Source organism: Acidobacteriota bacterium (genome assembly GCA_040752675.1).
GTDB lineage: Bacteria > Acidobacteriota > Polarisedimenticolia > JBFMGF01 > JBFMGF01 > JBFMGF01.
Genome location: JBFMGF010000108.1, coordinates 1 through 13734, shown reverse-complemented (window position 1 = coordinate 13734; position 13734 = coordinate 1). Strand labels below are relative to the sequence as shown.

Here is a 13734-nt window from a genome sequence, read left to right as displayed (position 1 = left end):
TATTCAAAGAACTTTAGAATCATTACACTAGAATAATGACATAAGCCGATGGTTTTCCCCTTCCGATGGACCGGGCCAGCCCTTGAGATAAGCCACCCCCATGTCAGATGAAGAAATACCAGAGAGTTTTTCCCGGCATAGCATGAAAGGATATGCTTGATGCTTCTGATATTAGACCTCTAAAAAGTGCTTGAGGGGAAACTTGGGATAAAATGCACAAAGTGCTATCATATATAATCAATTTTCTCTACGGCGCTTTTCGAAACAGCATTTATAAAGCAATGCTTCAGAAGGAGTAGTAGATCGATGAGCAGAAAAATCGTTACCATTGACGGCAATGAAGCTGCCGCTTACGTAGCGCACAAGACTAACGAAGTCATAGCCATCTATCCCATCACACCATCATCTCCCATGGGAGAATTGGCCGACGAGTGGTCCGCGAAGGGCGTGAGAAACATCTGGGGGACCATCCCCATCGTAGTTGAGATGCAGAGTGAAGCAGGAGCCTCCGCTGCCGTCCATGGCGCTCTCCAGACCGGTGCCCTTTCCACGACCTTCACGGCCGCCCAGGGCCTCTTGCTCATGATCCCCACCATGCACAAGATCTCAGGTGAGCTCACACCCACTGTGTTCCATGTCTCCGCAAGGACTCTTGCAACTCACGCCCTCTCTATCTTCGGAGATCACAGCGACGTCATGGACTGCCGCGCCACTGGCTTTGCAATGATCGCCTCCAACAGCATACAGGAGGTCATGGACACAGCCCTGATCGCCCAGGCAGCGACGCTGAGAACGCGAATTCCCTTCATTCACTTCTTCGATGGCTTCAGAAGCTCTCATGAAGTCCAGAAGATCGAGCAATTGAGCGAGGACGATATGAGAGCAATGGTTGATGAAGAAATTGTGAGGCAGCACCGCGCCCGCGCCCTTTCCCCGGACAACCCAGTCCTGAGGGGTTCCGCCCAGAACCCGGATCACTTCTTCCAGGCGCGCGAGGCGGTTAACCGCTTCTACCAGGCCTGTCCGACCATCGTTCAGGAGACGATGGATAAGTTTGCCAGAATTGTTGGGAGGCAGTATCACCTATTTGATTACTTCGGCGCTCCTGATGCCAGGAGAATCATCATCCTCATGGGTTCCGGAGCGGAAGCGGCCCATGAAGCGGTCAATCACCTGATTAAGAAAGGAGAAAAGGTCGGCATCCTGAAAGTGCGCCTCTACAGGCCTTTCTCCACAGAGCATTTCCTGAAGGCACTCCCCGAAACGGTAGAGTCCATTGGCGTTCTCGACAGGACGAAGGAGCCGGGAAGTGCTGGTGAGCCTCTCCTTCAGGATACGATCACTGCCATCTACGAAGGGATGCAGAGGAATATTTCTTCCCTTCCCAAAATTCCTAGGATTATTGGTGGAAGATATGGGCTTTCCTCGAAAGAGTTCACACCAGCCATGGTCGTGGCGGTCTTCGATGAGCTCAAGAAGGACAATCCGAAGAATCGATTCACCGTGGGCATCGTTGATGACGTCACTTATAGCAGCCTCGACTATGACCCCGATCTCTCCACAGAGAGCGACGACGTTTTCAGGGGGATGTTCTTCGGCCTGGGATCGGATGGAACGGTGAGCGCGAACAAAAACTCCATTAAGATCATAGGCGAAGAAACTGACAACTATGCCCAGGGCTACTTTGTCTACGATTCCCGCAAGGCGGGCACTCTAACAGTATCGCATCTCCGGTTTGGTAAGAGTCCCATTCATTCAACCTATCTCGTGAGCAAGGCGAACTTCATCGCCTGCCACCAGTGGGTTTTCCTCGAACGGTACGACATGCTGAAGTACGCAATCCCAGGAGCAACCTTCCTTTTAAACTCCCCTTATCCGCCCGACCAGGTTTGGGACAAGCTTCCAAGAAAGGTGCAGGAAGACATTATCGGGAAGAAATTGAAGCTTTACTGCATTGATGCTTATAAGGTCGCAAAGGATACTGGGATGGGTGTCATGATCAACACAATCATGCAGACCTGCTTCTTCGCAATATCAGGGGTTCTTCCGAAGGATGAGGCCATCGAGAAGATCAAGGATTCAATCAAGAAGGCCTATGGAAAGAAGGGGGACGCCATCGTCCAGATGAACTTCAATGCCGTCGATCAGACACTGGCCAATTTACACGAGACCAAGTATCCCGACAGGGCGACGAGCATGATCGAGCTTCCTTCCGTCGTTCCCGAGGAGTCGCCAGAATTCGTGAAGACGGTTGTCGCCAAGATCATTCAGAGAAGAGGGGACGAAGTCAGAGTTAGCGAGATGCCGGTCGATGGCACCTTCGATACTGGAACGACGCAGTGGGAGAAGAGGAACATCGCACTCGAGATCCCCGTCTGGGATGAGAACATCTGCATCCAGTGCGGAAAGTGCGCTCTTGTCTGTCCTCATGCCGCCATCAGGTCAAAGGCCTACCAAGAGAAGTATCTCAAGGAGGCTCCGCCGACCTTCAAGTCGATCCATTACAAGGGGAAGGAGTTTCCGGAAGGATACCGTTACACCATCCAGGTGGCACCTGAGGACTGCACCGGATGCAGTCTCTGCGTGGAATACTGCCCGGTTCATGATAAAAGCAACCCGGAACACAAAGCGATCAACATGCAGTTCCAGATCCCTCTGAGAGAACCGGAGAGGATCAACTATAAATTCTTCCTGAGCATTCCGGAAACAGACCGGCGCTTGATCAAGGTCAACACCGTGAAAGGTTCACAGCTCCTGCAGCCTCTATTCGAATATTCCGGAGCCTGCGCCGCTTGCGGTGAGACCCCTTACGTGAAGCTGATGACACAGCTTTTCGGCGACCGCGCCGTCATCGGTAACGCTACGGGATGCTCATCGATCTATGGCGGAAATCTTCCGACCATTCCTTACTGTAAGAATCCCGATGGGAGAGGTCCGGCATGGAATAATTCCCTCTTTGAGGATGCTGCGGAGTTCGGCTTCGGCTTCCGCCTCACACTCGATAAGCACAACGAGTATGCCCGCGAGCTTCTGCAGACATTGAGCAGCCAGCTTGGAGAAAGCCTTGTCAGCGGAATCCTGAACGCCAATCAAACGGATGAATCCGGCATCCACGACCAGAGGGAGCGGGTGAAGGAGCTCAAGAAGAAGATCGAGTCGATTAACTCCGATGATGCAAAGAACCTCATGAGCATAGCCGATACTCTGGTGAAGAAGAGCGTCTGGATCCTGGGCGGCGATGGTTGGGCTTATGATATAGGATACGGCGGTCTAGACCACGTAATCGCCTCTGGAAGGAACGTCAATATACTTGTGCTCGATACGGAAGTCTACTCGAATACGGGTGGGCAGCTCTCCAAGGCAACGCCGAGGGGAGCCGTTGCGAAATTCGCCGCGGGCGGCAAGCCAGCTCCAAAAAAAGACCTGGCGATGATCGCAATGGTCTACGGTACCGTCTATGTAGCTCGCGTGGCGATGGGAGCCAACGATGCTCAGTGCTTGAGAGCCTTCCTCGAAGCCGATTCCTACAATGGGCCATCACTTATCATCGCCTACTCGCATTGCATCACTCATGGCCTCGAGATGGCAAAAGGGATGGAACAGCAGAAGAGGGCAGTCGAGTCAGGATACTGGCCACTCGTTCGCTTCGACCCGCGGCTCATCGCTCAGGGGAAACCCCCTCTCCAGCTCGACTCCAAGGAGCCGAAAATCCCACTTGAGGAATATACTTACAGGGAAACCAGGTACAGCATCCTCCAGAAGAACGACCCGGAAGCAGCGAAGCAACTTCTGAAGCAGGCTCAGGAAGATGTCCTGACGCGCTGGAAGCTCTACGAGCAGATGTCAAAGATGGATTGGAGCTCCCTGAAGAAGGTGCCAGAGCTTCAAAAATAAAAGCAGCTGCTCTGGAAGAGTCCTGCAAGATTGAGGCTCTATGAAGAATATCCCCGGGGAGGACGATATAAAGAATCACGTCCCTGATGTTAAGAGGATAGAGATCTTTTCCTGGTGCCTGTATGATTTTGCCAATTCATCCTTCACGACCCTGATCGTCACAGTTGCCTACGCCGTGTACTTTAAATCCTATGTCTGCACTCCCGCGAAAGGGGATTTCTTCTGGGGGCTTGCTTTTTCAATATCGATGCTCTTCGTTGCGCTCACTTCTCCCATCTTCGGCGCCATGGCGGACTTCTCCGCACAGAAGAAGAGATATCTGATCTATTACACTCTGGCCGCTGTCATCTGCACCGCCCTTCTCTTTTTCGTACAGAAGGGAAACCTCCTTTCCGGAATCATCCTATTCATCATCGCCAACATCGGTTTTGAAGGCGGGTATGTCTTTTACAACGCCTTTCTAACCGAGATCTCCAGAAATGATAATATTGGAAGGATCTCCGGCTATGGCTGGGCGGCAGGATATGCAGGTGGGCTTCTCTCGCTTCTCATCGCCTCTCCCCTCATCAAAGAAGGCCTCGGAGAGGAAAACATCCTGAATTTCAGGTTGAGTTTTCCCGTTGTCGCACTCTTCTATTTTGTCTTTTCTATTCCCATCTTTTTATGGATCAGGGAACGCGCCCTTCCCTTCCCTCTTCCACCCGGCGAAAACTACGTCACGGCAGGGTTCAGGAGGCTCTCATCAACACTCAGCCACATTAGAAAATACAGAGAGGCTGCAAAGTTCATCGTCGCGAGTCTCATCTACACGGACGGGATGACGACGGTCATCGTCTTCAGCTCCATCTATGCCGTGACCACACTTAACTATACTATGAGAGAAGTGACCCTTCTTTTCATCGCAACGCAGTTCACCGCTTTTGCAGGAGCTGCTCTCTTCGGACATCTCCAGGACTGGATAGGTGGGAAGAAAGCGATCAATCTGACATTAATCCTCTGGTGCGTCGTATGCGCGGCGGCTTATCTTGCGACGACGAAGCTCCAGTTTTTCATCATAGCGATGATCGCAGGGCTCGGGATGGGGTCCAACCAGTCGGTCAGCCGCAGCTTCATGGGGCTCTTCATACCGAAGGGACGGGACGCTGAATTTTTCGGATTCTACATCCTTTCTGGAAAATTCGCATCCATCCTTGGCCCAGTTCTCTTCGGCTACATCTCATCGGCCACGGGGAATCAGAGAATTGCAATCCTCTTCGTTACGCTCTTCTTCCTGCTGGGACTTATCGTCATGGCTTTCGTCAGCGAGGAGAAAGGCATACATGCCGCCAAAAGCCAATAAAAAATTTCATAATTTCGGAATTTTTTCTATAATTATCCGTAATTATAACAGGTTTTTTTATGGTGGATGATGAAAGCTCCATCATCAGGAAGTGCCAGAAAGGTGCCACGGAACCTTTCAAGGTTCTTGTCGATCGATACAAAGAGAAGGCGTACTTCTTTGCCCTCTCCATAGTGGGGAACTGCGAAGATGCCCACGATCTTTCCCAAGAAGCCTTCATCAAGGCTTACCGCTCTTTGAAATATTTCAAGATAGATTACAAATTCAGCAGCTGGTTTTTCAGGATTCTGAGAAACCTCTGTATCGATTTTCTCAGACAGAAGAAGAGGAAGAAAGAGAACTCGACGGAGGGTTATGGAGAGAGGCCGACGCGGGAGATCGTCGATATGACATATAGCCCTGATTCTTTCATGCAACGGGATGAGCTACGAATGTTGATATGGGAAGAGATCCAGAAGCTCAGAGAGGAGGAACGGGAGATCATGATCTGCAAGGACATCCACGGAATGTCTTACGAAGATATAGCCGCAGTAATGGAGATCCCCAAGGGAACTGTGGCCTCCACGCTTCACAAGGCAAGGAAGAAACTGAAGGAAAGACTGGCGAGGCATCTATAAACTTAATGATACACTATAGTCACTGTCTTTCTATAGGATAAAAAGATGGATTGCGTGAAGGCAGAAGATCAGCTGTCCGCATACATAGACGGCGAACTTTCCGACCGGGAAAGGATGGAGCTTGAAAGCCATCTTCAAACATGCAAGAACTGCCGGAAGGAACTGGAGGAGCATATGAAGATCAAAAAGATTTCGTCGAGCATAAAATTCGCCGAGCCTCCGAAAGAAATGATGGATAACTACTGGACCAGCATATCGGCGGGGATTTCAAGGGGAACGGGCTGGACCCTGTTCCTTATCGGCACGGTTATCCTTATAGCCTACGCAATCTATCAGTTCGTCATCGACAGGAGCATCGATGCCTTCATCAAGACCACCGTGGCTGCCGTTGTCATCGGGATCGTCATGCTCTTCGTTTCCGTACTCATTGAACGGCTGAGAGATCTTAAAACCGATCGTTATCGAGGAGTGGAGAAATGATCTTAGTCACTACAGATGAAATACCAGGAATGGAAGTCACTCAGGTTCATGGCATTGTTAAGGGAAGTTCAGTGAGAGCAAGACATATAGGTAAGGATATTCTCGCTTTCCTTAGAAACATGGTGGGCGGCGAAATTCAGGAGTACACGAAGATGCTGGCCGAAACGAGAGAACAATCCCTGGACCGGATGATCGAGCAGGCGGAAGCAATGGGAGCCAATGCGGTCATTTGCGTTCGTTTTGCCACTTCCCAGATCATGCAGGGAGCCGCCGAACTCCTAGCATACGGCACCGCAGTCACGGTCAGACCCAAATCCTCCTAACTCCATCGATCCCCAACACTGACAATTATTATATTGGGCATTACTCTCTCAATAGCCAAGGGGCGGGATGCCTCGGCTATAAGGCAGCATGCCAGATCTATTGAACATCTATAATTTTTAATCATAAAGTTTAGCGGGAGCTTGTCATGCGGAACCGCAGGCTGTATATTTTGATCAGGGGGCAGATTAGGAGCCTATCGTGATGGAGATCGATAATAACAGCATCGGTCTCAGGATCAGAAGAATCCGCAAAGAAGCAAAGCTTCGCCAGCGTGAGCTCGCCGCTCTCCTCGGAACAACACAATCTGCCATCCACAAGTATGAGCATGGAATCATTCCTGAACCGCGACGCCTCCTGAAGCTGGCAGATATCGGCCACACTTCGATTGAATGGATACTGACAGGCACGCACTGGGAAAACGGTTCAACCGGGAAGGAGCGGTTGACCCCGGATATCCTCGCCCTGGCCAAAGCCTTCAACAATCTTGACGATGAAAAGAGAAAAGTTTACAGGGATGCCATCGATATCCTCGAAGAAGCCGTCAGAGCCATCGAGAACAAATTGAAGCAGAAGCTCGAAGATGCCGACGCGTTGAAGATCGCCGAGGTCATCAAGACGCTTCCTAAGGATCTTCTCGAAGTTCTATCAGTATCTTCGGAAATTCACAGGGCCATCGAGAAGAAGATATTCTCCAAGCAAAAATCCAAACTCTCCAAAATAAGATCTTAGATGTAACAATCGATGGAACTCATCTCCTGCAAGCATCGATTTGCCCTTGTTATTCTCGGAATTATCTAAGTTTTAGATCCCGCGGCATCCTGGAACCGGTTAATGACAAATTGGCGATCGAGAAAAGCAAGAAACCATCCAGCGCGCGGCCCTCTTTCTTTTCCGAGAATGGAAAGATAGATCGCTTCAAATAGACCGTAAGGTTCCACGCCCTCTATCTCTTCGGCAATGGAATAGATGAGTTGATGGATCTCTTCCCCGCTTCTCCTGTCGCCGATCCTTTCCGCAAGTATCCTCAGAAACCTCTTTTGAGACTCGGAGAGACTCCCTGCCTCCTCCGGTGTCCTTTCCCGAACCTCGAACTTCACTTCCTCAGGAGCGAATTCCGCCAGCCATCTCTTTGCATAGATCATCCTTCGCTCGAGTTCTTCCCGATCGACCTGAAGATAGCCGCTTCTCCTGAGGATCTCTATGGCGTTGTCTATATCGAAATTGGCGATCTGAGCCACGACAACGATGTGTCGGAATGGGATGTCTATCGATTTGAAGCCGGCAGCCCTGGACAGTATGATGGCACGCTCATCCCTTCGCTTCGATTCAAGGTCATCGTACTCATCGATCAGAGAAAGGAGTGGAAGGCCTGGGTCGAATGCGATCGATTTGAGAGGCTTCGTCTTCAGAATCATGTAGCGGATGATCTCCGGTGGGACGACTGTAAGGACTTTCTCTATACTCAGCACATTTCCCTTGCTCGATGACATGTCCCCCATTCCCTTCAGACTGATCCATTCGTATGGAACCGGATAAGGAGGCTCGCCTTCAAAAACCTCTCTCATGATCCTTATTCCTGTGTCGTATGAGCCGCCCCTTGTGGCGTGATCTTTTCCAAAAGGCTCCACCGTCACTCCGAACAGCCTCCATCGCGCGGGCCAATCTACTCTCCATGTCAGCTTTCCTCCCCCACCCATGGGAACCGTTCCTGAATCGCCACATAGACAGGCATAGGAAACCGTTTCCTCTTCCTCCGAAAATGCCGTGATCGTCGTCTCGGTCATCCTTCCGCATCTGTTGCAGATGGGATTGAAAGGAAACCAGCTGCCCTCGAACTTTCTGCCCGTCATCTCCTCAAGTATCTCCATCAGCTTATCTCTTTTCTTCATCGCCTGGATAACTAGAGGGTTCATCATCTTGCTCTTATATACCTCGCTCGCTCTGTAGACCTTCAACTCTATCCTCAGCTGTTTCAGAGATTCAATGAAGGGAAGCAGGAAGTGCTCGGCATAATTGTTGTGCCTCTCGCAAGGACAAGGAATCTCGCTGAGAGGCTTTCCGACAAGGGGTTGATATTTCGCCTGATCAAGGAAAGGATAGACCTTCCTAAGGGGGTCGAAATCATCGGCTATGTAATGAAAATCAGCATCCACTCCTCGCTCCTTCAGGACGCGATAGATGGCATCGGCGGTTACGACCTCTCTCAGGTTACCAATGTGAATCTCTCCTGAAGGTGATATCCCGGTGCTCAGATGATATTCTTTTCTCTCGCTCAGGATCCTGTCGACCTCCTGATCGGCCCAGTGTTTCTTGATCTCCTCCGAAGTGCTCCTGCTCATCCTCTCGGCTACACCGATCTCATTGAAGCACATGTAGCAGATGGCGCCCTTCTCAGTATCCATCTTCTTCCACTCGTCAAGTTCTCCCAGGAATCTTCCACATCGGAAACAATTGGCCATTGGCTCCTCCTCTGAAATCCCCATCCTGCTCTATACTCATGCTGGATGGAGTGCAATCTTCGCACTTGCCTATTATAGCGTAATCCCTCCGAGCGAAAAGCAGGCTTCAAATAAAATCATTTTTGGATTATATTAGTTTCGAAAGGAAGGGTCATGAATATTGAGGAGCTCAAGATAAGAGAAGGGATGAGGATAGCCGTTATCGGGGGTGGTCCCGCAGGAGCCTTCTTCTCCCTTAAGGCACTGAGGCTTGCCAAAGAGAAAGGAATCAACTGCGAGATCATCATAGTTAACGGGAAGGATTTTCAGAGGCCGGGACCCTCCGGATGCAATATGTGCGCGGGGGTCATCTCGGAAACTCTCTGCAATAAGCTTGAAGAGTGGCACATCACAATCCCGCCAAGAGTCGTTCAGAGAAAAATCGATGGCTATCTCTTTGAAACAACATTCCTGGATTACCCGCTACTTCATCCCTTCCGTGAGAAGAAGATCGCAACAGTCTTCAGGGGAAGCGGCCCAAGACATCCTGCCGATATCAGAATAGAAAGTTTCGATTCCTTTCTTCTGAAGCTTGCAGAGAACCTGGGTGCCAGAGTCCTTAGTGCCCTTGTTCAAAAGATCAAAATGCCAGAAGACCGTTTCGGGAAGATCGAACTGCTCTGCAGTCGAGATTCGGAAAGGTTCACGATCGCCGCCGACGTCATGGTTGGAGCCTCGGGCCTCAACACGGTTCTCGCGGAGAAGTTTTCTGGACTTGGTTTCGGATACCGGCCTCCCAGATCTCTCAAGACCTGCCAGGCCGAGCTGGAAATGGATCCCGAGCAAATAGAGAAGATCTTCAAGAACAAGATACTCATATTTGCACTCGGGATCGAAAATGTCCGTTTTGCAGCAATGATCCCCAAGGAGCGGTATATCACTCTCTCCATCATTCCCAAAAGAGACGCCATAGTGGAAGACATCGAAAGATTCCTCTCTCATCCTCGCGTCAGAGCCAAGCTTCCTGAGAGCCTCGATTTCTCCCTGCGGAGATGTTTCTGCCTTCCAAAGATCAACGTCTCCCGCTGCCGCCGGCCTTATACTGACAGGGTTGTCATCATCGGCGATGCCAGCCTTTCAAGATATTATAAGAACGGCATCGAATCGGCTTTCCTGAGCGCCTCGCTCGCTGCGGATACTATTTTTCATCATGGATTCTCAAGAAAGGATTTCCGTCGATACTATTTCACACTCCTGAAACGAGAGATAGGCCACGATAATCGATACGGGCGCCTGCTCTTTGGATTCTTCAACATGATCTCCACCTTCGAATCGCTCACCAGGATTTTCCTCCTCGTTGCAAGCAGTTCCGAAAGAGGAAGATCGTCGCGGATCGCGAGGGACATCCTCTGGAATCTTTTCACAGGAAACATCCCCTATCGGAAGATCTTCGCAAAATTTTTCGATCCCATCCTGCAGCTCAAACTGATCAAAACTACACTTCTTTATCCATTCCTGAAAGAACGGGCGGCACTACCCATCACTGAAGATACCGGTTCGGAAAACAGAGTAACCATAGGCGAAAAGAAGCTGGGACCGCTGCAAAACCGCCAGACGGTAGCCATCATCGGAGGCGGACCGGCAGGAACAGGATTCAGCATCGCCCTGAAGAACTTTGCCGCCAGAAAGGGATTGGATATCAGAGTCATCCTCTACGAGGGGAAGAGATTTGCAGGTGGCAAGCACTACAACCAGTGCGTGGGAGTCCTCTCTCCCCCTATCGTGGAGATCCTCGAAAAGCAACTAGAAGTCCCCTTTCCACATCACCTCATCCAGAAAGTGATCGACGGCTACTTCTTGCACTCCGATTCCAGGAGCATCCTCCTCGAAGGGCACGATGAACCGTCCTTTGCTCTGAGAAGAATCACCTTCGACGACTATCTAACGAAGGCGGCTGCCGAGCGGGGGGTAGAAATAGTCGAAGCAAGGGTGACCGATATCGAGTTTCACGGCGATGGCCTCAGGATTTACAGCGAAACAGGAAGCGGCAAAGCAGATGTTCTCGTGGGAGCCTTCGGGCTTGACGAGGGATCCATCATGCTCATGGAAAAAGTGACGAGGTACAGAGCCCCTGAATATCTAAGCACGATTGTCACCAAAATCCATCCCGATGAAGAGTTCATGCTCAAATTCGGAACGAAGATCCATGCCTTCCTCCCCTCCATCAGGGAGATTGAGTTCTGCGGCATCGTGCCAAAGGGAAATCATTTGACCGTGATCATTGCCGGGAAGAACGTCACTTCGGATTCCATGGACAGGCTCTTCCGCCATCCTGAAGTGAGATCGGTCCTGCCGAAAGAACTGGATGAGATTGTGAAGGGGCTCTACTATTACAAAGGAAAGTTCCCTATCTCTCTGGCCACCGGCTTCTACAGCGACAGATACATCTGCATCGGCGATTCGGCGGGCCTCGTGAGGCCTTTCAAGGGGAAGGGGATTAACTCCGGTCTCATCACCGGTTATCATGCAGCCAGAGTGATGATCAATTACGGGATCTCCGAGCGCGATTTCAGATATTTCCGGGAGAGCATCAGAGAGATAGAGGACGATCTCTTCTATGGAAAGCTCCTGAGGAAGCTGACCTCCATCGGATCGAACTACAGGTTGCTGGACCCGGTCCTGAAGCTTGCAGAGAATGAAGGTTCCATTAGAAAGGCTCTCTTCAACTGCGTCTCAGCACATAAAAGCTTCAAGCATATCTTTCATGAATCGGTGAGCGGCAGGAATGTGGTGAAGGTCACACGCGCCCTTGCCACACATATCTTCTCATAGAGAGATCCGGGGAAACAGGGGTGATCCGTCCAGGCCTTTACTTTCTGATCTTGAACTTCTTGCCGAGTTTGTTCATCCTCTCGACAATCCCGCCATATTCCAGCTCATCATAACCCAGCATGGCAGGACCCGAGAAGCCTTGCATCCTGAGCTCCTGCGCTTTCCTAGAGGCGTTCATCCGCACATAATCCCAGTAAGGATGATCGAAGGCATCCGCCGGCTCAGTAAGGATCCCGTCGTGCACGCAGAAAGCCTGGGCGCTCACTATCGGAGGCCCATCGAAGTAAGAGACGGGGGAGTTTATCTTTACGGGCATGAGAGGCCCATTGTGGCTTCCCCGCATGAAGCCCGACACAAAGTGGGCAACGCTGAATGGAGACAGAACTTCTCCAGTGGCGGGAAAGGCTCCCTGAGTCCTCACTATCATGACGGGGTCGTCTTTCCCAGTATATTTTCCCGCGATGTTGTGGAGGCGAGTCGTGCTGACGGCAACGACCTGGTCTGCCTCGTCCCTCGAATGGATTGCTTCGATGACGAACCTCTGGTTGTCCCTTAGAAGAGCGGCAATGTCGTATGTTTCTTCGGGGGAATTAAGCTCAATCATTTTATCCCCCTTCGTGTAAGAGACATCCATGACGACGAACTTGAACCCGCTTTTCATCTTGGGACTCAGGATCAATCCAGCATTATGCATCGGGTCCGTGAAGGCAAGGAAGAGTGGAAGATTGTAGGCTCCTGGTTCAGTCTTGTCCGCCGCGAACATGATGAACGGTTCGTTCTGCCTCTCTTCGAATTCTATCTCAGCGACGGCCGGTCCCATTCCCTTGACATTGCCTGAGAAGGAATCCTTCAGAAGATCCTGACCTGCTCCATACAGACCCTGCTTCTTTGCAACCGCCGTCCCTGCGAGGAATGCATCCCAGGCAAGCTTGTGGATCTTACTATCCCCCACACCTCTCTTGTGCGAGAAAAGAATGGCAATGTCATCGCCGGTGAAGCTTATATGAAAATCGAGAACGACATCTTTCCCTTTCGTTTTCAGTATCCTCCTGACTTCCTCCACGAGCGCGTTGCTTGGCCTGATATGGCCACCGATACTTCCAATATCCGCCTTGATGATGCTTAATGTTGTCTTCATTCTGTCACCTCATTCATGAATTTAACCTTGACTTTTCGCCCCATGAAAGCTAATCTTCTAATAAAAATTGAGTATATTATTGAATAATAGATGGAATTTTTCAACTGAAGAAAAGTTTCTCTAACGCTCATTGCATGCGCAAGAGTTCTGAAAATGAAGAGATACATCATTTCCACCGCGCTGCCACTGTTTTCTCTTCTACTCCCGGTTATCTCCGCTTCGGATATTACAAGGTCAAAGGTCATCATTTTCAAGACAAGCCGCGGTGATGTCACGTTCAAGCATCTCGATCACGTCGAAGATAAAGGTGTCAGATGCATTGCCTGTCATCATAAGTACATCAAGGCGGAACCCGCCTCCTGCTCCATCTGCCATCCGCTGACGAAAGCGCAGGCATTCGAAAAGTTCTCGAATATCACGCTAGTGGATGCCCTTCACAAGCGATGCATCGACTGCCATAAACTCACCAAAAAAGGTGGCAGCCGAGAACAACCACCTGTGGCATGCAATGAATGCCACATCCAGCCGGCCGGCACAAGAAAATAAGGTTCTTCTCCAGATTAGTTGATATGAGCAAAAGCATTTTTAACAACTAAAGAAAAATATTCAAGATCATGATACCCGTAAGCCTTTCGTTTGATGACCTTGATCTTATTGATGATTCCTTCCATC

11 protein-coding genes are annotated in these 13734 nt (G+C 50.4%); 8 read left to right on the top strand and 3 right to left on the bottom strand.

The annotated features are described in order from the left end of the window. Positions 1–306: 306 nt before the first annotated feature. The 6 genes from nifJ to AB1756_09775 all read left to right on the top strand — a co-directional run bounded on the left by nifJ (position 307) and on the right by AB1756_09775 (position 7383). Positions 307–3894 (top strand): pyruvate:ferredoxin (flavodoxin) oxidoreductase, encoded by a 3588-nt coding sequence (gene nifJ / locus AB1756_09800; GenBank protein ID MEW5807623.1) that lies wholly within the window; start codon positions 307–309, stop codon positions 3892–3894. Between the two features lie 40 nt (positions 3895–3934). Continuing rightward, on the top strand, positions 3935–5233 hold the full coding sequence (locus AB1756_09795; GenBank protein MEW5807622.1) for an MFS transporter: 1299 nt from the start codon (positions 3935–3937) through the stop codon (positions 5231–5233). 59 nt (positions 5234–5292) lie between these two features. Then, positions 5293–5850 carry an RNA polymerase sigma factor gene (locus tag AB1756_09790; GenBank protein MEW5807621.1) on the top strand — a complete coding sequence of 186 codons (558 nt, stop codon included), beginning with the start codon at positions 5293–5295 and terminating at the stop codon, positions 5848–5850. A gap of 45 nt (positions 5851–5895) precedes the next feature. After that, positions 5896–6330: a zf-HC2 domain-containing protein gene (locus AB1756_09785; protein ID MEW5807620.1), complete on the top strand. Its 435-nt coding sequence runs from the start codon at positions 5896–5898 to the stop codon at positions 6328–6330. Then, the gene (locus AB1756_09780; GenBank protein ID MEW5807619.1) at positions 6327–6653 is read left to right on the top strand and encodes a YbjQ family protein; all 327 of its coding nucleotides are present in this window, start codon (positions 6327–6329) and stop codon (positions 6651–6653) included. The genes AB1756_09785 and AB1756_09780 overlap by 4 nt, the downstream gene beginning before the upstream one ends. Before the next feature lie 202 nt (positions 6654–6855). Further along, positions 6856–7383, top strand: coding sequence for a helix-turn-helix transcriptional regulator (locus tag AB1756_09775; GenBank protein MEW5807618.1), 528 nt, complete (start codon positions 6856–6858; stop codon positions 7381–7383). 65 nt (positions 7384–7448) lie between these two features. On the opposite strand, the gene lysS is transcribed toward AB1756_09775, so the two are convergent. Continuing rightward, positions 7449–9113: a lysine--tRNA ligase gene (lysS, locus tag AB1756_09770; protein MEW5807617.1), complete on the bottom strand. Its 1665-nt coding sequence runs from the start codon at positions 9111–9113 to the stop codon at positions 7449–7451. Between the two features lie 153 nt (positions 9114–9266). Between lysS and AB1756_09765 the strand changes: the two genes are divergently transcribed. Next, positions 9267–11924, top strand: a complete 2658-nt coding sequence (locus AB1756_09765; GenBank protein MEW5807616.1) for a hypothetical protein — start codon at positions 9267–9269, stop codon at positions 11922–11924. 37 nt (positions 11925–11961) lie between these two features. Here AB1756_09765 and fbp read toward each other — a convergent pair whose 3' ends face one another. Further along, entirely contained in the window at positions 11962–13062 is a 1101-nt protein-coding gene (fbp, locus tag AB1756_09760; GenBank protein MEW5807615.1) for a fructose-1,6-bisphosphate aldolase/phosphatase, read from the bottom strand. A gap of 153 nt (positions 13063–13215) precedes the next feature. Between fbp and AB1756_09755 the strand changes: the two genes are divergently transcribed. Beyond that, on the top strand, positions 13216–13608 hold the full coding sequence (locus AB1756_09755) for a cytochrome c3 family protein (GenBank protein MEW5807614.1): 393 nt from the start codon (positions 13216–13218) through the stop codon (positions 13606–13608). Positions 13609–13622: 14 nt separating this feature from the next. On the opposite strand, the gene AB1756_09750 is transcribed toward AB1756_09755, so the two are convergent. Further along, positions 13623–13734 (bottom strand): transposase (locus tag AB1756_09750; GenBank protein MEW5807613.1); only part of this gene is annotated, 112 nt, incomplete at its 5' end.